General features: G+C 37.8%; 17 protein-coding genes and 1 pseudogene. 12 read left to right on the top strand and 6 right to left on the bottom strand.

All coding sequences use genetic code 11. The annotated features are described in order from the left end of the window. Positions 1 to 51: 51 nt before the first annotated feature. The gene (locus WAX78_RS22280; RefSeq protein WP_336484249.1) at positions 52 to 837 is read left to right on the top strand and encodes an enoyl-CoA hydratase/isomerase family protein; all 786 of its coding nucleotides are present in this window, start codon (positions 52 to 54) and stop codon (positions 835 to 837) included. 221 nt (positions 838 to 1,058) lie between these two features. On the opposite strand, the gene WAX78_RS22275 is transcribed toward WAX78_RS22280, so the two are convergent. Continuing rightward, positions 1,059 to 2,012, bottom strand: coding sequence for a 1,4-dihydroxy-2-naphthoate polyprenyltransferase (locus WAX78_RS22275; RefSeq protein WP_336484248.1), 954 nt, complete (start codon positions 2,010 to 2,012; stop codon positions 1,059 to 1,061). 247 nt (positions 2,013 to 2,259) lie between these two features. Here WAX78_RS22275 and WAX78_RS22270 point away from each other — a divergent pair, with 247 nt between their 5' ends. The 4 genes and pseudogenes from WAX78_RS22270 (at position 2,260) to menB (ending at position 7,045) form a co-directional block, all read left to right on the top strand. After that, positions 2,260 to 3,654: an isochorismate synthase gene (locus tag WAX78_RS22270; RefSeq protein ID WP_336484247.1), complete on the top strand. Its 1,395-nt coding sequence runs from the start codon at positions 2,260 to 2,262 to the stop codon at positions 3,652 to 3,654. Next, the gene (gene menD, locus WAX78_RS22265) at positions 3,651 to 5,405 is read left to right on the top strand and encodes a 2-succinyl-5-enolpyruvyl-6-hydroxy-3-cyclohexene-1-carboxylic-acid synthase (RefSeq protein WP_336484246.1); all 1,755 of its coding nucleotides are present in this window, start codon (positions 3,651 to 3,653) and stop codon (positions 5,403 to 5,405) included. Before WAX78_RS22270 ends, menD begins: the two co-directional genes overlap by 4 nt. Then, positions 5,402 to 6,190: pseudogene (gene menH, locus WAX78_RS22260) on the top strand (2-succinyl-6-hydroxy-2,4-cyclohexadiene-1-carboxylate synthase); the annotation flags it as partial. The gene menD and the pseudogene menH, both read left to right, overlap by 4 nt. Before the next feature lie 36 nt (positions 6,191 to 6,226). Beyond that, positions 6,227 to 7,045 (top strand): 1,4-dihydroxy-2-naphthoyl-CoA synthase, encoded by an 819-nt coding sequence (menB, locus tag WAX78_RS22255; RefSeq protein WP_336484269.1) that lies wholly within the window; start codon positions 6,227 to 6,229, stop codon positions 7,043 to 7,045. Between the two features lie 155 nt (positions 7,046 to 7,200). On the opposite strand, the gene WAX78_RS22250 is transcribed toward menB, so the two are convergent. After that, on the bottom strand, positions 7,201 to 7,698 hold the full coding sequence (locus WAX78_RS22250; RefSeq protein WP_336484244.1) for a CcdC protein domain-containing protein: 498 nt from the start codon (positions 7,696 to 7,698) through the stop codon (positions 7,201 to 7,203). A gap of 177 nt (positions 7,699 to 7,875) precedes the next feature. On the opposite strand from WAX78_RS22250, the gene WAX78_RS22245 reads away from it, so the two are divergent. Then, entirely contained in the window at positions 7,876 to 8,352 is a 477-nt protein-coding gene (locus WAX78_RS22245; protein ID WP_336484242.1) for a GyrI-like domain-containing protein, read from the top strand. Positions 8,353 to 8,475: 123 nt separating this feature from the next. Here the strand turns inward: WAX78_RS22245 and WAX78_RS22240 are convergent, their stop codons facing one another. Beyond that, a complete protein-coding gene (locus WAX78_RS22240; protein WP_336484241.1) occupies positions 8,476 to 10,239 on the bottom strand; it encodes a M60 family metallopeptidase in 1,764 nt (587 codons plus the stop codon). Between the two features lie 754 nt (positions 10,240 to 10,993). On the opposite strand from WAX78_RS22240, the gene WAX78_RS22235 reads away from it, so the two are divergent. The 6 genes from WAX78_RS22235 to WAX78_RS22210 all read left to right on the top strand — a co-directional run bounded on the left by WAX78_RS22235 (position 10,994) and on the right by WAX78_RS22210 (position 15,872). Next, positions 10,994 to 12,439: an o-succinylbenzoate--CoA ligase gene (locus WAX78_RS22235; RefSeq protein ID WP_336484240.1), complete on the top strand. Its 1,446-nt coding sequence runs from the start codon at positions 10,994 to 10,996 to the stop codon at positions 12,437 to 12,439. Beyond that, entirely contained in the window at positions 12,440 to 13,546 is a 1,107-nt protein-coding gene (gene menC, locus WAX78_RS22230) for an o-succinylbenzoate synthase (protein WP_336484238.1), read from the top strand. A gap of 4 nt (positions 13,547 to 13,550) precedes the next feature. Next, entirely contained in the window at positions 13,551 to 13,853 is a 303-nt protein-coding gene (locus tag WAX78_RS22225; protein WP_336484236.1) for a nucleotidyltransferase family protein, read from the top strand. Between the two features lie 258 nt (positions 13,854 to 14,111). Next, positions 14,112 to 14,315, top strand: coding sequence for a hypothetical protein (locus WAX78_RS22220; protein ID WP_336484235.1), 204 nt, complete (start codon positions 14,112 to 14,114; stop codon positions 14,313 to 14,315). 464 nt (positions 14,316 to 14,779) lie between these two features. Continuing rightward, on the top strand, positions 14,780 to 15,322 hold the full coding sequence (locus WAX78_RS22215) for a DUF1003 domain-containing protein (protein ID WP_336484234.1): 543 nt from the start codon (positions 14,780 to 14,782) through the stop codon (positions 15,320 to 15,322). 364 nt (positions 15,323 to 15,686) lie between these two features. After that, positions 15,687 to 15,872 carry a YjcZ family sporulation protein gene (locus WAX78_RS22210; RefSeq protein ID WP_336484232.1) on the top strand — a complete coding sequence of 62 codons (186 nt, stop codon included), beginning with the start codon at positions 15,687 to 15,689 and terminating at the stop codon, positions 15,870 to 15,872. Positions 15,873 to 15,924: 52 nt separating this feature from the next. On the opposite strand, the gene WAX78_RS22205 is transcribed toward WAX78_RS22210, so the two are convergent. From WAX78_RS22205 to WAX78_RS22195, 3 genes are read right to left on the bottom strand one after another with little or no spacing between them, the layout of a single operon-like run. Continuing rightward, positions 15,925 to 17,907 carry an ABC transporter permease gene (locus WAX78_RS22205; RefSeq protein ID WP_336484231.1) on the bottom strand — a complete coding sequence of 661 codons (1,983 nt, stop codon included), beginning with the start codon at positions 17,905 to 17,907 and terminating at the stop codon, positions 15,925 to 15,927. Continuing rightward, positions 17,904 to 18,656, bottom strand: coding sequence for an ABC transporter ATP-binding protein (locus WAX78_RS22200; protein ID WP_336484230.1), 753 nt, complete (start codon positions 18,654 to 18,656; stop codon positions 17,904 to 17,906). The genes WAX78_RS22205 and WAX78_RS22200 overlap by 4 nt, the downstream gene beginning before the upstream one ends. Before the next feature lie 35 nt (positions 18,657 to 18,691). Beyond that, positions 18,692 to 20,662 (bottom strand): ABC transporter permease, encoded by a 1,971-nt coding sequence (locus tag WAX78_RS22195; protein ID WP_336484229.1) that lies wholly within the window; start codon positions 20,660 to 20,662, stop codon positions 18,692 to 18,694. Positions 20,663 to 20,667: the final 5 nt, after the last annotated feature.

The raw sequence follows: 20,667 nt of genomic DNA, 5'->3' as shown, positions 1-20,667 counted from the left end.
AAAAATAAGCAACCTTTTGTGTTGGTACACTAAACTATTGGAGGGATTAAGATGTTAAATAAAAATGTCGTCCTCTACAATGAAGAAAATGGTATTGCAAGAATTACACTAAACAGACCGGAAGCACTAAATGCGTTAAACCGAGATGTTCTTGAACAACTTTCGTCCGTCTTGGACAAGGTTAAAACTGATTCAGGTGTAAAGGCAGTGATAATTAGCGGCGCCGGAGAAAAGGCATTTTCCGCAGGTGCTGACATCCAGTTTCTCAATAAATCCACTCCGCTAGAAGTGCGAGATTTAGCTCAGTTAGCTGTTACAGTTACTAATAAAATTGAGTCATTAGGGAAAGTAGTTGTTGCTGCCATCAACGGCTTCGCACTAGGAGGCGGACTTGAGTTAGCTGAATCCTGTACGCTCCGTGTTTGTGCTAATCATGCAAGATTAGGACATCCTGAAGTCCGTATTGGAGCTGTTGCCGGTTTTGGAGGAACTACGAGACTGCCCAGACTTATAGGTAAGGGGCGTGCTGCAGAGCTATTGCTCACTGGAAACGTGATAAGCGCAGACGAAGCTTATAGAATAGGTCTTATTACTAGGATTGTTGAACCCGATAAATTACTATCAGAAGTAGAAACGCTTATTTTAGAAATTCTGTCTCAGGCTCCTATCGCAGTAAAAATGACTTGGGAGGCAATTCATCGGGGAGGTAATTTAACTTTAGAAGAGTCCGCACTTCTCGGTGCAGATTATTTCGGTTTGATAGCGTCCACCGAGGACTTCAGAGAAGGAACGAAATCATTTTTAGAAAAGACCCAACCATTATTTAAAGGAAGATAGTTAATGAAAACAATCATGTGTGATTTAAAATAAAGTTTGATGAAAATAACACAATAGCTTGGAATAAACCCTTGATTTATAAGGCTATAGCAACTTGTTCTTAGTAAACTTTATTCCAATTCAACACTTACTGCCCGTTCATGCGGGATAAAGACGATTCGATAACATATAACATGAATGCGCCACAAAAAAACGCAAGTGCTTCCACACTTGCGCTTTTCTTATAAGAAATATCCAAGTAACAATCCAATTCCCATTAAAAATCCGAAAATTGTATTCGTTTTTGCTGTAGCAACCATCGCAGGTACCATTTCCATTGGTATGCTTTTTCCGATAAATCCTTTTGTTGCTTTAAATGCTTTCGGTGCACTTAGGAAAACGATAAGCATCCATGGAGATACGATTCCGACAATGATTAATGCAATCGTCCAAATATAGGAAACGATAAACATGGAGGCAAGAACACCAACTGCGTTTTCACGTCCAACGATAATTGCTAACGTGTTACGACCATTTTCTTTGTCTCCATCTAAGTCACGAATGTTATTAGAAAGTAAAATAGCCCCGATTAAAATGGCATTTGGAATAGATAGTAATATAATTTCTGATGTTACAGTTCCAGTTTGAATAAAGAATGAAATTCCAATAATAATAACACCCATAAATAATCCTGCTGTTAATTCTCCAAAAGGTGTATAGGCAATTGGAATTGGACCGCCTGTATATAAGTAGGCAACAGCCATACAAACGAGACCGATTGCCGCAAGCCACCAACTGGAGTTCATACAAATGTAAACTCCTAATAAAATTGCGATACCAAATAATCCAAACCCTAAGTTTAATACTGTTTTCGGTTGAATACCATCGCGAACAATTGCACCGCCAATCCCAACGGATCCTTCATGATCTAGCCCTCTTTTATAATCAAAGTATTCGTTAAACATGTTTGTTGCTGCCTGTATGAGAAGGCAAGCAAGAAGCATGATAAGGAAAAGAGGAAGATTTATTTTGTTCATACCTTCAACTTGCATGGCATAAGTTGTTCCAATAAAGACGGGAACAAAAGCGGCAGTTAATGTATGAGGGCGGCATAAGCTCCACCAAATACGCCAGCCTGTTTGTTTACTTGGCTTTGGCTGCATGGAAGAGGAATTCGTTTCAGCTTTTACTTCCATTTGGAATCCTCCGATCTGTTTGTTATATAAAATAAAAATGAGTTCTTACTGCTCATTAGAGCGGAACAGGTACACAAAAAGTACACAATTAAGTGTAGGAAAAGCATCATATAGTGTCAATGTTTATTTTCTAGGAATATGCTCGGATTTTCTCAGAAATGCTAAACATTGACACACCTTTCATTTGAGGTGTATCTTAAAATCAAGCGTATTTATGACTATTTTTCGCCCATAGGGGGGAGACTGTGTGATTCAAACGAAACAACATGATGTAAAAGATGTGATTTTTACTGCGATTCAGCGCGCGGCTGACGGGCAAGTACTCGTTAGTTTTGTGAAGCAAGTGGAATGGATTGATCCACTCCTTTTTTATGCAGCAGGAACACAATTTGGATATAGAGACAGATGTTATTTTGCAGATCCATCGCAGCACGTTATCTTCGCTGGATTAGGTTCTGCTTTTACTATAGCAAATTCTTCTAATAAGCGCTTTCAAAATGCTCGTCAAGAGTGGGAACGATTGAAAGACGAAGCATTAATTCATCGTGATACTTACGAATTTGGAACAGGACCGCTTTTATTTGGTGGTTTTGCCTTTGATCCACGAAAAGAAAGAACAGATTTATGGAAGTCATATCACGATACAACACTGCAATTGCCAGCCTTTTTGTTAACGGTAAAGAGTGAAAAGGCATGGTTAACAGTGAACCGTTTTGTTTCCGGAAATGATTGTGCAGAACAGATTTATGAGGAATTACAAAACGCTGAGGAGCAATTGTTGCAGCAAAGCAAGCATTCCTTCGCGGAAGAGAATGTGACCATTCTTTCGAAAGTGGAGGTAGAGCCGGAGAAATGGTTACGAGCAATTGAACAAGTGCAGGAAGAAATGAAGCGAGGAGCTGTCCAAAAAGTCGTGTTAGCGCGCGAGATGCAACTTGTTTTGGATAAAGATGTTGATTCGGCTTCTGTTTTGGCAGCACTTCGCATAGGACAACCGGATTGTTATGTATTTGCGTTTGATTATAAAGGAACGTGCTTCTTAGGAGCAACGCCAGAAAGGCTTCTTCGCAAAGAGGGAGAAGCATATACATCCATGTGTCTTGCCGGTTCGATTGGACGAGGTGCTTCAGAAGAGGAAACGAAAGAGAATGGATATGAACTTTTGCATGATGAGAAAAATTTAGCAGAGCATGATTATGTTGTAAACATGATTCGCAGTGTGTTAACAAGGCATTGTGAAACGGTCGATATTCCATATGAACCGCAATTATTGAAGACGAAAAATTTACTTCATCTATACACACCAGTACAAGCGAATGGAAATGGTGATTTATTATCGATGATTGAAGAACTTCATCCAACACCAGCTCTTGGAGGAACACCTCGAGAAGAAGCACTGAAATTGATTCGTGAAGTAGAGCTATTAGACCGAGGCTTATACGGAGCGCCAATTGGCTGGGTTGATGAGCAAGGGAACGGTGAATTTGCGGTAGCACTTCGCTGTGGATTATTGTCTGGTAAACAAGCTTCGTTATTTGCTGGCTGCGGCATTGTTATTGATTCGAAGCCGCATTTAGAGTATGAGGAAACTAGGTTGAAATTTAAGCCGATGCTTTCTGCTTTGGAGGGACTATCTAGATGAGCAATCATATAGAAGCATTATCGTATTACTTAGGCGCGTTTGTTGATGAATTGGCGCGCCTGCATGTGCAAGATGTTGTTATTAGCCCAGGTTCGCGGTCAACGCCGCTTGCCTTATTAATGACACAACATGAACAAATCCGCACATATTTACACGTGGATGAAAGATCAGCGGCCTTTTTTGCTCTTGGCATTGCGAAGGCAAAAAAACGCCCAGTTGCCTTATTATGTACATCAGGCACAGCGGCAGCAAACTATTATCCAGCTATATGTGAAGCATTTCATTCACGCGTCCCGCTTCTTGTACTGACAGCGGATCGTCCGCATGAATTGCGAGATGTTGGTGCACCGCAAGCAATGAATCAATTTTATTTGTTCGGTTCATTTGTGAAACAATTTATTGAAATGGCACTTCCTGAAGCTGCAGAACCAATGTATCGATATGCACGGATGACAGCGGGACGAGGGGTTGCAGCGGCATTACAAACGCCGAAAGGACCCGTTCATGTAAACTTTCCGCTTCGTGAGCCGTTAATTCCGAATTTCTCTTTAGAAAATTTATGGGAAAAAGGCCGCGGAGAATACGAAACAACCGTTCATCAGGGGAAAATAGCGATGACGGATGAATATGCAGCATCTTTACGAGAGCGCCTTTCGCATATGAAAAAGGGGCTTATTGTATGTGGTGATGATAGTCATCCAAATATTGCAGAAGCTGTCGTGGCTTTTTCAAAGGCATACGGTTATCCGATCCTTGCAGATCCGCTTTCTGGTCTTCGCAGCGGTCTTCACGATAAAGAGACGATTCTGGATTGCTATGATACATTTTTACGAAATGAACAACTTCGCGATCGTTGGAAGCCAGATGTGATTATTCGTTTCGGCGGTATGCCAGTTTCCAAAGCGCTTACGCAATATTTGAAAAAGCAAACAGGGGCATTGCACATTGTTGTTGATGAATCTGGAAATTGGCGTGATCCAGCGCTTATGTTCACAGAAGTTGTGTATGCCAATGACGCTAAATTTTGTGAGCAGCTTGTAAATAGCGCTGAGCAGCAAAACAATCATGGCTGGCTTGGTATGTGGCAACAAATGAATGCCGTAACAAAAGAGAAACTCGTCCAAGTTGAATCGTATGAGCATGCATTTGAAGGAAAAGTGATTACAGAACTTGTAGATGTTCTGCCAAATGATGCAACTTTATTTGTAAGTAACAGTATGCCAATTCGTGATACAGATACGTTTTTCTTCACAAATGATAAAAATATTGAAGTATTAGCAAATCGCGGTGTAAACGGCATTGACGGCATTGTTTCGACAGCGCTTGGGGTGAGTGTAGCTCGCGATCCGCTTGTATTAGTTGTGGGGGATTTATCATTCTACCATGATTTAAATGGATTGCTAGCAGCAAAGCTACATGATTTAAATGCAACCATTGTTGTCGTGAACAATGATGGCGGCGGTATTTTCTCATTTTTACCACAGTATGAGCAGAAAGAACATTTTGAGGCGTTATTTGGTACGCCGCTTGGGCTTGATTATGAACATGTCGTCAAGATGTATAACGGTTCATTCCAGCGCGTAAAAACATGGGAAGCGTTTCGAAATGAAGTGGACAAAGGTACGAGAGAAAATGGACTGCATGTCATTGAAATACAAACAGACCGTGAAGAGAACTTACAGCTTCATCGTGACATTATGGCAGAGGCAGCAGCCATTGTTTCAGAAGTATTGCAAGGTGAAGGGAAATGAAAGTAAACGTACAGGGTGTTTCTTACGAATATGAAGTAATCGGAAGCGGCGAGCCGCTTCTTGTTCTTCATGGTTTTACAGGCAGCATGGAAACATGGCGTTCGTTTGTTCCTGCATGGAGCGAACAATTTCAAGTAATTTTAGTGGATCTTATCGGACACGGTAAAACAGAAAGTCCAAAGGAAATCCGGCATTATAATATCGAAACGGTAGCTGCGCATCTTATTGCATTGCTCGATCATTTGCAAATCGAGAAAGTGCATGTGTTAGGATATTCTATGGGCGGGCGCCTTGCGCTTACGTTTGCTTGTTTGTATCCAGAGCGCACCTTGTCTCTTTTGTTAGAAAACTGTACAGCGGGACTCATAAAGGAAGCAGAACGTGAAGAGCGCAGGCAGAAGGATGAACAGCTTGCTGAAAAGATTGAACGAGAAGGTGTTTCTGCTTTTGTTAAAAAGTGGGAGAATATTCCGCTCTTTGCCACGCAAAAAAAGTTACCGCTTCATGTACAGGATCGCGTACGCGAAGAAAGATTAGCTAATGATTCTGAGGGCCTTGCGAATAGCTTGCGAGGCATGGGAACAGGAGCGCAGCCATCTTGGTGGAATGAATTGAAACACTTACAAATGCCAGTCTTACTCATGAGCGGAGAATATGATGAAAAGTTCTTTCACATCTTAAAAAAGATGAAAAAACATATCCCTCATGCTGAATTTGTACAAATTATTGGGTCGGGCCATGCAATTCATGTGGAACAACCGCAAAAGTTTGATACAATAGTAAGGGGCTTTTTGCAAAACATAAAAGGAGGTAGAGACAAAATGACTATTGAATGGGTAAAAGAAGGTAATTATGAAGATATTATTTACTCCACATACAATGGAATCGCAAAAATTTCGATTAACCGTCCTGAAGTACATAATGCATTCCGTCCAAAAACGGTAATGGAGTTAATCGATGCTTTTGCACATGCAAGAGATGATCAAAATGTTGGCGTTATCATTTTAACAGGTGAAGGTGGCCGTGCATTCTGTTCTGGCGGTGACCAAAAGGTTCGCGGTCATGGCGGATATGTTGGTGAGGACCAAATCCCGCGCCTAAACGTATTAGACTTACAACGTTTAATTCGCGCGATTCCAAAACCAGTTATCGCGATGGTAGCAGGTTATGCAATCGGTGGTGGACATGTTCTTCACATCGTATGTGATTTAACAATCGCAGCAGATAACGCAGTATTTGGCCAAACAGGTCCAAAAGTAGGTAGCTTTGATGGTGGATACGGCGCTGGCTATTTAGCTCGTATGGTTGGCCATAAGAAAGCACGTGAAATTTGGTACTTATGTCGTCAATACAACGCGCAAGAAGCACTTGATATGGGCTTAATTAACACAGTTGTACCATTAGAACAGCTAGAAGAAGAAACAGTAAAATGGGCAGAAGAAATTTTAGCAAACAGCCCAATGGCACTTCGTTTCTTAAAAGCTGCATTTAATGCAGATACAGATGGGCTTGCAGGTATTCAGCAACTAGCTGGCGATGCAACGCTATTATATTACACAACAGACGAAGCAAAAGAAGGCCGCGATGCGTTTAAAGAAAAACGCCGTCCGGACTTTGGACAATTCCCTCGATTCCCGTGATGAAAGCGAAAGTGGCTCGTTGAGAACAAGAGGCGTACTTTGCCTCGCAGGAAGGTGCGAAACGACCGATTGTTCTAGCCGATGTAGCTGGATAGTGATCGGGAAGGTGAACAAAAGAGACTTGATGAATTTTCATTAAGTCTCTTTTTTCGTGGTTATCGGAAGTCAATGTTGTCGTTAGTTCGGATTCGGCTTTTGTATAGTTGACGAAATTTGATGAAAGAAATAATCCTCCAAGGTAAGATGTATCCCAGCGCTACAGTTATAAATAGTGCTGCTTCTGTCTCTGGACCTAGCCATTTTAAATAATCACGAAGTAAAAATCGAATAATAAATACGATGAGAAAGGCAATGATAAAGCTCTTGTTTCTTACAGCATAAATATGCTGATCGGATCGGAGTTCATAGTTAGTGGTCCAAATAAGTGGAATTGACAAAAGGAACCCAAAGATAGCTGCACAAATCCATCCCCAGGCAGCAACATGTACATTTGGATTCAGGATTATGAAAAGACTAGGTAATAGTAGAAATAATATGGGTAAGAGAAGACGAGTTCCGTTTCCTTTAATAGGACGATACATTGCCCTAGTTCTACGCCATAAGACCAACAAAGCAATTATGATCACAATAGAGTAAAATGAAGAAGAATTCATAATTTCACCTCTATACATAGTGTATTTCAATTATTTTATGGGAATTACAGATCGTTGAGTACCAGTATTCGTTTTAATTGGAAAAAGATAAAACTACTTTATGAATATCATATATAGAATATCGGATTTAAACTGAAGTGATTCATGCTCAATATGAATAAGGAGAGGAAAGAAAAAATGGAACCTAAAATAGTAAACATTCCAGCAAAAAAAATTGTTGGGATTAAGAGAGAAATAACTTTTGCAACAGATTCTGAAGTCACAAGAGAAATATGGAAAACATTTATGCCATTAAGAAATCGTATCTCTCATAGAAGTAACTCTTGTTTTCTTTCTGTAAAGGTGTTACATACTCCTTTAAATATGAATGATATAAACTATGCTTATGAAAAGTGGGCTGCTGTTGAAGTGGAAGATTTTGAAACGGAGACTTTTTCGGAATTATCCACGCATACCTTAACAGGCGGCTTATATGCTGTTTTTATCCATCAAGGAACGGCATCTGATATGAGCACTTTCCAGTATATTTTTCAAGAATGGTTACCGAATTCCAATTATAGTTTAGACGTCAGGGAACATTTTGAAGTTATGAATGATCATTATCGTCCGGACGATGTAAATGCGAAAGAAGAGATATGGATACCAATAAAATAGGTTATTAAAATAAAACATGTACGCAAATCGAACTGATAAAGAGATAGGTGGAGAGACGAAAAAACGTTATCCTTTTCTATAATTCTATAGACAGGATAACGTCTTTTTTGTTTTTGAGATAGATTAATTTCCTAAAATATCTACTTCTGCGGCTGAGGCATATCCGTTCATTCCATTTAACACCTCTAATTTCACATATTTAGCAGATACGGGATCAAATGTTGCAAATTGTTGTTTCGTACTATTTTCCCATGTTCCAGATGTTACTTTTTGATAGTTCACACCATCTGTACTTGTGTAAATGTTGTAGTTTAAAATACGACCATTTGGACATTCATCTTGTCTCGGAAGATATGCGAGCTGTGTAATGGTATGAGTATCACCAAGGTCAATCGTTAAATTAAATGGGTATTGGTTTTGTTCGCTCCATTTACTATGCCATCTTGTATATGGATTTCCATCAATTGCATTAGTTGCATCTTCACGCCCTGATTCTTCACTACTTGCAATTACTTTCATGTTTTGCTTAGGTAATGTGTTTAACGGAACATGTTTAAAATCAGTTGCTTCCCAAATAGGAGCAGTTAATGTTGGATAATTTAAAGCTTGTATTTTTTGTCTTGTTTCAAGTGATGCTTTCAGTCCCCATTGATCAAAAAACGGAAGTAAGTTTTGTTTTGCTACTTTGGATGTGTTATAAATAAATGCTTGTATTTGCTCTTCATCCGTTTTTGGAAGTTGAGTATCTGGTAATTCCCGGTATAGTTTGTGAAGATTCGGATAAAAATCATCACCATATGCCAATTGAAGTTGCCAAATCATCACAAGCTTCACAAACAAGTCATCAATATTTTTGTAATCTTTATCTGTTTGTTTTAAGTATTGAAAGGCTCTCTCATAATCCCCTTCTTTTTCTAAACGTGTTGGTTCATTCGGGAATAATTGTTTTTGCGCAGCTAAAGAATACAGATTAACGGTTACTTCAGTCATTCCTCTTAAGTCATTCCACTGCCAAGGATATTGTTGTCTTGCGTGTCCTGCTTCATGCATTTGTCCCCAGCCAAATTTATTTACATTTAAAGCACTTTCGATTGCGTTACCAGCAGTAGTAAATACGGCTCCGTCCAAACTCGCATACATGCCCCAATCTGGTTTGTTAGGGTTTTCTACAAAAGCCCAAAGGCGGCGAGTTGGTCGATGTAAAGGATTAGGGTCTGTTTCAGATAACCCTGATATCTTATCTTGTGCTCGAATCATTTCATCATATTTTTCTAATAACGGAATAGGATTTTGATCCACAATAAACTTCTTGGCACTATCATAAGTAACAGTAAGTACCGCTTTCTCTGATTTTAGTTGGACGGCATGCGCATCTGGGCATGCATTCATCATCGCAATCCAGTCTTCTTTCGTATGCTTCCCTAATTCAAAGAATGGAACAGGGCTCCCACCTTGTGTTACTTTCACGTGAATTGTTCCTGTATTTTGATAGTTATCCAATCCTAATAAACCACCATTTGGGGAGGAAATGGTATTAGAGCCGGGAGAAAGATCAATTTCTTTCCCCCATTCTTTATCGTATTGATGTGTACCAATAATAGCTCTAATCTTTTGTGATCCTGATACTTCAATTGTAACTTGTTCATTCGGTTTTACATAGATTCCTGTTGGAGTATATGTTTTTTGTTGTCCTCTTCTTTCTCTTTCCGCTTCATCCCAATAACTCCCTGTAGCTGGAAGATCAAATTCTCTCTGTTCATATTGAGCTGCGGCTTGCGTAGCAGCTGTTTCAGCATGAACAACTACATGATTTGTCATGATAGGAGTAAATAATGTAGTTGCTAAAATAGCAGAAGTTGCAAATACTTTTAGTGGTTTTTGTAACATATGGAGGCTCCTTTTTTTCGTAAGAATCATTCCTTGCATTATAAATCTATTTTACTTATTAAAGATAAAAGTGTATATCGTTTTTTGTATATTGAGATAAATCGATTCAAATGAAGGTTTATTCACGCTGCATTTAGCAACCGATATGTAAGAAGTACTTAAGCAATGTAGTGTGACCTTCATAAAATTGTCTTTATGAATAGAAATCATCTTAGAATTCGCTCTTTTAATCTAATTACAAAAAGAACCTTAAAAAGGTTCTTTTTGCAGGGCATAAAATAAAACGGGGAGGGAGCTTACAATCACACAATGTCGGTGTAGAGATCTGAAAATTCAGTCTATTTAAGGAGCAACATTCCCAACATCTATATGATTAAATTTATAATAACAGTAAAATTATAAAAAAACAACAAAAAAACTGATTTTTTTTCTTTTTTCGACAATTTTATACATGCATTCCGAATTAACGGTCAGTAAGACTTCTAACGCAAGATTCAGGGAGGAGTGAGGAAGATGGGGGGGGAGATAAAAAGCGTTTCACTTTATGTATTGAGCATTTGCTCGCCATTCAAGAAAATAATGTAGAATCATTTGTTGCAGCATATGAAACACAACTGGTCAAAGAGCTCTTATTTGATATAAAGGTAAGAGATAGATAAGATAGAAATAAAGTAACACTAGTTACAAGTAAAGAAATAGGTCAGAAGTAAAAGAAGCTATGTTAGTCTTCTATTCTGTGAAAGGAGAATATGATATGGAGAGAATGCCCAATTGGCTTATGCAAAGAGCTTTTTTAACACCGGAGCGCACCGCGATTGAAATGGAAGAAGGTATATATACGTTTTTACAACTTCATGAGAAAGTTCTTTCACTTTGTGAACATCTTGCTTGTTTACAAGTGCAAAAAGGGACAAAAGTGGCTGTTCTGATGAAAAATAGTATGGAGATGGTAATAACGATTCATGCCCTTTCTTATATGGGGGCGGTAGCCGTTTTACTGAATACACGTCTTTCAAGAGAAGAGCTACTTTGGCAAATGGAGGATGCAGAGGTTTCTTGTTTGCTTACGGATGAAGATTTCGAGGCAGAGCGAGTGCCCGTATACTTATTTACAGAAGTTGCAGCGTTGTCAAAACAAACAGCAACTGTGCAGAATGAGTTTGTTTTAGAAGATACAATGACGATTATTTATACGTCAGGTACAACAGGAAAGCCAAAAGGCGTGATGCTTACGTACGGGAATCATTGGTGGAGTGCAGTTGGTTCTTCACTTAATTTAGGTCTTCGTGATGATGATTGTTGGTTAGCATGTTTACCGTTTTTTCATGTAGGCGGGTTATCGCTTTTAATGAAGAATATTATGTACGGTATGAGGGTGCTACTTGTTCCGAAGTATGATCCGGATTTTATTCATGAAGCGCTACAAACAAGAGGAGTAACGATGATTTCAGTCGTATCTAAAATGCTGACGGATTTATTAGAAAGGATCCAAGAGGGGACATATTCACAGTCTCTTCGCTGCGTATTACTTGGCGGAGGGCCAGCTCCAAGGCCTTTGTTAGAAACATGCGTCGCGAAAGGGATTCCAGTGTATCAAACTTATGGTATGACAGAGACATCCTCGCAAATTTGTACATTGGCTGCTGATTATATGTTAGCGAAAGTTGGCTCGGCTGGAAAACCATTATTTCCATGTCAGCTTCGCATTGAACAAGATGGAAGGGAAGCTGCGGTAGGAACTGCTGGCGAAATTGTTGTGAAGGGACCGAATGTAACAGGCGGTTATTTTAAGCGTGAAGAGGCAACGAGAGAGAGTATTCAAGATGGATGGCTGCATACTGGTGATATTGGTTATTTCGACGAAGATGGCTTTCTTTATGTGCTAGATCGCCGCAGCGATTTAATTATTTCTGGCGGAGAGAACATATATCCAGCACAAATTGAGGAAGTATTGCTTGCACATCCTGCTGTTTTGGAAGTAGGAGTCGTTGGAGCAAGTGATGAGAGATGGGGACAAGTTCCTGTCGCATTCGTTGTAAAATTAGAAGAGGTAACAGCAGAAGAGCTACTCGCTTTTTGTGAAGATAGACTTGCACGGTATAAAGTGCCAAAAGGTATTCATTTTCTTTCTGAACTGCCGCGCAATGCTTCAAAAAAATTATTGCGCCGTGAACTGCGGCAGTTGCTGGAGGAAATGTAGATGGAAATTACAAAGGCAATACTTTATGTAACAGAAATGCCGCTCGTTATTCCGTTTGCTGCAAGTTACGGAACGTATGAAAGGCGTGAAAGTATTGTAATTGAATTAATAGATGAAGAAGGAAGAAGCGGATGGGGGGAAGTGGTTGCTTTTTCAGAACCGTGGTATACAGAAGAGACAGTTATAACAGCGTTTCATATGCTGCAAGATTTTTTGTTGCCAGTGCTATTTGAGCATGATATTTCGCACCCCTCTGATATCACATCTCTTTTTCAGCATATAAAACGTAATAATATGGCGAAAGCAGGAATAGAGGGCGCATTATGGGATTTGTATGCAAAGCGTGAGAATCAATCGCTTGCTGCGCTGCTTGGCGGCGTAAAACGAGAGATTGAGGTTGGCGTTGTCATTGGCCTTGATACAATTCCTAATATGCTAAAACGCATTGGAATGTATGCGGAAGAAGGATATAAACGTTTTAAGGTCAAAATCAAACCAGACAATGATTATGCGTTGCTCCAAGAAATCCGAAGAGCGTTTCCTACTATTCCATTAATGGTAGATGCGAATTCTGCGTATACGTTAGATAATATGAAGCAATTGCAGCGATTAGATGAGTTTGATCTAATGATGATCGAACAGCCGCTAGCAGATAACGACTTTCTTGACCATGCTTATTTGCAACGGCAAATGGACACCCCCATTTGCTTAGATGAAAGTATTCATTGTTTAGAAGACGCACGGGTTGCTATTGAACTCGGGAGCTGCCGTATTATCAATATAAAGCCAGGGCGAGTTGGTGGATTAACAGAATCAATTCGCATTCACGATTATTGTCAGCGGCACAGTATGCCTGTTTGGTGCGGAGGCATGGTAGAAATGGGAATTTCACGTGCACAAAACATTGCATTAGCATCCCTTTCAAACTTCACAATTCCAGGCGATATTTCAGCTTCGAACAGGCATTGGGAACAAGATATTATCTCACCAGAAGTAACGCTGCAAAATGGAAAAATTACAATTCCAGCGCAAGCTGGGTTTGGGTATGGCATAAACCGGGCAAGACTAAAAGAGATAACGAAACAATGCATTGTATGTGAGAGGTGAGCATATGCAAAAGCATGAAAAGGTGCTGCGTCATATACAAAATTGTTTATTGGAAACACCATTTGTAAAAGTGGCGTACATCTTCGGATCTCATGCAAGAAAAGAGGCAATTCCTTCTTCGGATTATGATATAGCCATTGAGACAACAAATATTTCAATAGGTGAGTTTCAGTGGCTTTGGTTTCAACTGATGGAAGAGCTGGACGGAGCAGGGAAAGTAGATGCGGTTCATTTGAATACATTGTCGAATAGCGAACTGAAGCGTCATATTTTACGAGAAGGCAGGTTGTTTGCGCAGCGGATATGAAGATTTTGAAAGAGAAAAAGGCTCTCCTTTGTACGTAAAGGATGAGCCTTTTCATTTACTTTCGATAACTATGTAAAACATACAGGCATATAATATACAAAAGGGATTTCACTTTTCAGATGAGAATATTTTAGTAAAAGAAAAAAATATATAAGTATCCTATTAAAAAATATTAAAAAAGGTGTGAATTAGGCTGTTTGGATACAGTAACATTAGAATTTGTTCATTTGAAATTTATAATAAGGGAGAATTTTAATAATGAACAAAGATAGTATGCAGTTTAAAGAACTACAGCAAGCAGATTCTACGGAAGACCAAAAATATAAAGAAAAAGTACCTTGGAAATTAGGTAGACACCTAGAAGATAAGCATAAAGAGAAGTTAAGTACATTAATAACAGATTATCATCAATGTATGTTTCAGTTATTAAATGATAAGGGTACTCATACAAAGCAAGATTGAAGTATAGTATAAACGACTCATGACCTGGGTTATGTTAATGAAATGTTAGTATAAAGTGAAACTTCCATCATTGGGGGAGCTTCATCTCAAAATGATGGAAATCTTGCCCAATCGGGCGCATGCCAGGCCTATCTTCTTCGCTTTTCTTTTAATTTTGAGATGGGGGCTTACTGCTCGCAAATAGCGGGATACATTTTTATATAAAAATGTAAGATAATGAAGTGTATTTTCTCAACAATCGCATAGTCATAAGGAATACGATAGCATATAATGATAAAGGGTTTTGAGAAAAAAAAGTGAGGTGGAACTATTTTATGAGTAATCCAAGCATAGGAGAGCCGGACGCCGGCGTCAGAGGAAGTCATACAACTGAATATCCGAAGCGGATTACTGCGTAAAAATAGTTACCGCTTCATATAAACTTTGGAAAGATGACTTCCTCTATAAGAGAGGAGGTTTGTACAATGGTACAAAAAATCTGGAAGCAAATTAAAGGACAAAAACAAGAAGCTACGAAAATCCAAGGTTTTGATATTGACTTAAACCAAGAAAGTTTAACACGTATTGACCGGCTTGTAGATCGCTACGAGTCAGAAATACTTCACCAACTTGATAGTGAATACACACAGCGAACAAAGTGGGCAGACCGAATAGCTGATAAAATGGCACAGTTTGGAGGTAGTTGGCGATTCATTATCTGGTTTGCATGTTTTCTTGCTGGGTGGATTATTTGGAATAGCCTATCTATAACAAAAGGAGCGCACTTTGATGCACCGCCATTCATTTTATTGAACTTATGTTTATCTTTTATAGCAGCATTTCAAGCTCCTGTTATTATGATGAGCCAAAACCGTCAAGCTACACGTGACAAACATGAATCCGTTATTGACTTTGCGATCAATTATAAAGCAGAGCAAGAGATTGATAATATGCAAAGCCGATTACACAATATAGAAAGCGAATTAACAGAAATTAAAGAGCTGTTGAAACAATTAAAAACAAAATAAATATATTGCCTTTTAAAAGAGTGAAAAGCTAATCATTTACATAAGTAGATGATTAGCTTTTTTGCATTTTATCCGCTTATTCCGCTATTCGCGGCAGTAAGACTCCAAACTTAAGATTCAGAGAGAAGCGAGGAAGATAGATAAGGGATGAAGAAAACTTCCACTGATAAACGTTTCACTTTATCTGTTAATGCGGGAGCGATTATGAAACCAATCTTATTTGGAACATCATAACATATAGTATGGGAACAAGCCTGATTTTGAAAAGAACAAGCTCTTATTCTCATTCGAAACATAGGATAAATGGAATCCAATTGAAAGGATCCCACAAATGAAGGACTTTTATTAAAGGAGGAAAAGAGCAATGGGCGAAAGTTTTGAACATGAACGCGGATTTCGTCATCACGGCAATGGCTTTGCGCTTGTAATCGTATTGTTCATTTTATTAATCATCATTGGTGCTGCCTGCTTCTGTGGCGGTGGCTACGGTGGCGGTTACGGCGGCGGCTTTGGCTACGGCGGTTATGGCGGGTTTGGTGGTTGTTGCTAATAAGTTAAAAACTATTGAAAATAGCCTTGTGCAGAGCACAGGGCTATTTTATTCACAGTTTAATATGTTGTGATAATTTTTGAATGTAAAATGAGCGAATTAGGAAAAAGAAAATGACCTCGACTATTCCAAAGAGGCTTAATACGAACATGGCTTCTTTTGTTAAAGAGAAAGAGAGTGTACTTTGTATAAATTTAATTGCAAATATTGTATGAATAGAAGCAATAGTATAAGGAACGAAAAATAGTATTGCTAATTGAATTGTTGCTGAACGTATCATTTCAGACTTTGTTAATCCAATTTTTGTAATCGTCTTATATTTTTCTGCTTCTCTCGTCAAATCAGTATACATACGGAAGTACAGAACGCTTCCTGCTCCGATGAAGAAAATAATTCCAAGAAATGTACCGGTGAAGAGGTAAGCGACATTCCATCGCTTCTCTGCATATAATTCATCACTGGCTGTATAAATAGCAAAAGGAGTTTTCTTATCATGCATTTCTTGCTGATTCTGATTTGGATGTAAACTATGTGCATCAGCAGTGGTCATACGTAAAATGCGCTTTGTCAGCGGAAGAGTATTTTCCCAATTATCCACTTTGAAATTATAAACCGTAATTGGTTCGAGGTGTGGAATTTCGTCGTTTACAGCTTCATCCGACAGTACGATAAGATATACCCAAGCATGTTGCGGTGCAATTGGCTTGTTTGCTATTTCTTTTATATAAAATTGTTTTTTATTAGATTGTAACGTAATCTTTTCTTGCTTAAGAAAAGGATTTGTTAACAATTCTAATGTTACAGGCGAATATCTTGGAATCACATATGTTTCGTTTTTAGCTAGTTGAATTTGAGAACGATTTAGAAATTTAGCAAGAATATTATAGTCGCTTTGTTTCATAATCCAAATAGCTTCGGTAGCTGCTATATCTTTATATACAACTGATTTATGTTTTTGATATGTAAATTTGTCTTTCATTAATTCATTTTCTAATGTTGTAATATGCTTCGTTTCGAATGGATTTCCTTCGTAAGATGCGTAAGTAAATGGAAAAGGAAATGTTTCAATTATAGATGCCTTTGTGTGTTTATTAAGGGCATATAATGTTGTAATTATAGTAAAAGCAGTTGCAGATAACACCGTTACAATGAAAAGCATATTAATATTGACACGAACTCGAGATGCCAAGTCTGATATCCAAAGCATATTTGTTTTTTTCATATAAAAGCGTCGTCTCTTTTTTAATATCCAAATGAACAGGAAGCTAGCTTGTGAGAATAGAAAGTATGTCCCAACTACAACAAGAGGAATAATGGCTAAGATAATGAGTACACCAACTCCATTTGTTAAGCTTTCTTCTGTTATATAACTTTGTGGATAAGCCGCAAAAATATAACCTGAAAGTAAACACAGTAAACTAAAAATTGAAATGACAATGGAAGGCAGTTTCTCCTTCTTTGTACGCATTTCTCCTTTTAGAAGACGAGTTACTTTCCTTGTTCGAATTAAAGCAGGTGTAAAGACTGATACAATAATAAAAAGGATGAGAAATGTTGTTATAGTTGTCCAAATTGCTTCTGATGGCCAATATAAATAAAGGCCGTTAACACCTGAAATCTTTGAGGTGATTAATAAGAAAAAGTTAGAAAATACAAGACCAACTTGAATGCCTATAAAAATAGAAAGCAATCCAATCAGCATATTTTCTAAAAAAATAAGTCGTTTTAGTTGTCTGTTTGAAATACCTAAAATTGTTAAAATGCCAAATTGCTTATTACGTACTTTTAAAAACGCGCCGACGGAGTACAACAAAAAGAAAAAAGAAAACATTACGATTACAAATTGGGTAAAGCCAACTAAATTCATAAGAGGTCCGGTATCTTTATAGTCTCCTATATTTTGCAGGCGTGGATGATACCGATACACAGCAAATGAAAAGAAGACCGTAATGGAAAAAGAACTACTTAAAAAATAAGCAAAATAAGCTCTTGAATTACGGACGACATTTCTAAATGCAAATTGCCAAAACTTCATCCACGTCTTCCTCCTAGCAATGCTAATACATCTAATATTTCTTGATAGAACTTTTCACGGTGTAGGCCGCGGTGCAGTTCATTGTAAAGTTCACCATCTTTAATAAAAATAACGCGACTGCAATAACTAGCTGCAAATGGGTCATGTGTCACCATTAAAATAGTAGCTCGTTCCTCTGTATTTAACTTCGTAAATAGCTCCATTACATCGATAGCTGCTTTAGAATCTAAGTTTCCTGTCGGTTCATCAGCAAGCAATAGGGATGGCTGATGAATAACAGCACGAGCTATTGCTGTACGCTGTGCTTGTCCTCCTGAAATTTCAAAAATTCGTTTATTTAAAATGTGATTGATTCCGAGTTTGTTTGAAATTGTATCTAGCTTTTCGTCCATTTCAGAAAGCGGGACATTATCTAACGTTAATGGCAGAACGATGTTTTCTCCAATTGTTAACGTATCTAATAAATTAAAGCTTTGAAATACAAATCCTAATTCTTGCCGGCGAAACACAGCTAATTTTTCATTGCGAAACGTATGCGGTTGTTTTCCATTCATAAATACTTCCCCTGATGTAGGAGAATCAATTGTTGAAATGACATTTAATAAAGTTGATTTGCCGCTCCCCGACGGACCCATAATGGCAACAAATTCGCCTTTAACCACATGTAAGTTAATATTTTTTAGAGCAGTATGAGGGACTTTTCCCTCATATACCTTCGATACATTTTTTATGTGTAGTACTTCGTCCATATATAAATCACCTTTCTAACTATGCTTATCTTTTCCTATAGTTTAATATGCTGCGACAATTTTTGAATATAGAGTGAACGAATTAATAGGAAAAAGAGAATTTCAATCGTTCCAAAAATCGTAAGAACAACTATAACTTCAGCAAATAAGGATATCTTGATTACTTCTTGTAACATTTTTGCAGCAAACAGTGTATGGATGGAAGCCATTATATATGGCACAAAAAATAAGATAGCAAGCTGAATGGTAGCTGAACGTATCATTTCTGATTTTGTTAAGCCAATTTTTGTAATCGCAATATACTTGTCTTGCTCATTCGTTAAATCCGTATACATGCGGAAGTAAAGTACGCTTCCAGCACCGATAAAGAAGATAATACCAAGAAACGTGCCAATAAAGAAAAAGGAAGCACCTTGTAATTTCGTTTCATATAGTTGATTGCCTCTTTCAAAACCTTCATATAAAGGTTTTTCAGAATGAATTTTCTCGCGATCTGCGTAAAGCTTTTTAATAAATGCTGCTGCTATTGTATTTGTATTTTCCCAATTCTGTACTTGAAAATTGTACAACGTCATATGCTTCATGGAATGTGATAACGATTGTACTGTATTGTCGGACAAGATGAGTATATTTGAAACAATTCCATTGGGTATCACATTTTTATCACCAATACCTTGCACGTGTAATTTCAAGGAATTTGGAGAAAGGATAATCGGCTGTTTTTCGTATGACGGGTCCCATTTACCAAACGTAATTTCATAAGAGTGTCCAGGTAGTACATATGTTTCATCATCTTTCAAGAAAATCTTTTTATGATGTAGTGCAGCAGCTAACTGATTATAATCACTTTGTTTTAATACATACACGTCATCTCGATAGAGTAAATCCGAACTTTTTTGTAACGATACACCATACAAGTCTACTTTTATGGTGTTGTATTCAAATTTCCCATCTTTTAGCTGTTGTTCTAACCAATTTATATGTTGTGAAACGAGTGGATTATCATCATAGGAAAGATAAGTAAATGGAAATGGATTATCTTTCACAATTTGTGCCTTTGTAAATTTACCAAAGCCATATATGAAGGTAATCATGGTAAAGGCGAGAGTGGACAACATTGCTACAACAAAGAGCATATTAATATTTGTGCGAATACGGCTTGCTAAATCAGAAATCCACAGCATATTAATTCGTTTCATATAAAATTTCCGTTTTCTTTTTAACATATGAATGAGCAGAAAGCTAGTTTGTGAAAAGAAAAAGTATGTCCCAATTGCTACAAGTGTTGGAATGACAAAAACACTAGAGACAATGTATAGTACACCAATGGTATCATCTAGAGACATAAAGTAGTTTGGATATGCTGCTAGTATGTATCCGGAAAGTAAGCATGAAATTCCAAATAAAGAAATAAGTATAGATGGTTTTTTTTCTTTTTGATGTATCTTTTCTTCTTTTAAGAGACGTACAGCTTTTCTCGTTCGAATTAAAATAGGGGTGAAAGCTGATACGAGCATAAAAAGTCCAAGAAAGACTGCTGTTGTTAACAAAATCGCGCCTTTTGGAAAATATAAGTACAATCCTGGCATATGCGTAATTTTTGCTGTAACCAATAAGAAAAATTGTGAAAACATAATGCCAACTTGAATTCCAACAAAAATAGAAAGAAGTCCAATTAACATATTTTCAATGAAAATGAGTCGTTTTAATTGCTTCTTCGATATACCTAAAACAGTTAAAATGCCAAATTGTTTTTTTCGAACTTGTAAAAACGTACCAGTGGAATACAGTAAAAAGAAAAATGAAAAGAACACAATAACAGCCTCAGATACCTCCATTAAGGTGTCGATGCTGGAAGTTATATTAGCATCTTGCAAACGAGGATGAAATAAATACACGGCAAATGAAAAGAAAATTGCAATAGAAAAGGAACTGCTTAGAAAGTAGGCAAAATAAGAACGGGAGTTACGTGTTACGTTCTTAAATGCAAATTGCCAAAATGTCATGTTTA

This window comes from Bacillus yunxiaonensis, from assembly GCF_037104695.1.
Taxonomy (GTDB): Bacteria; Bacillota; Bacilli; order Bacillales; family Bacillaceae_G; genus Bacillus_A; species Bacillus_A yunxiaonensis.
Note: the sequence above shows the minus strand (reverse complement) of the source record. Positions and strands in the feature narration are given on the sequence as shown.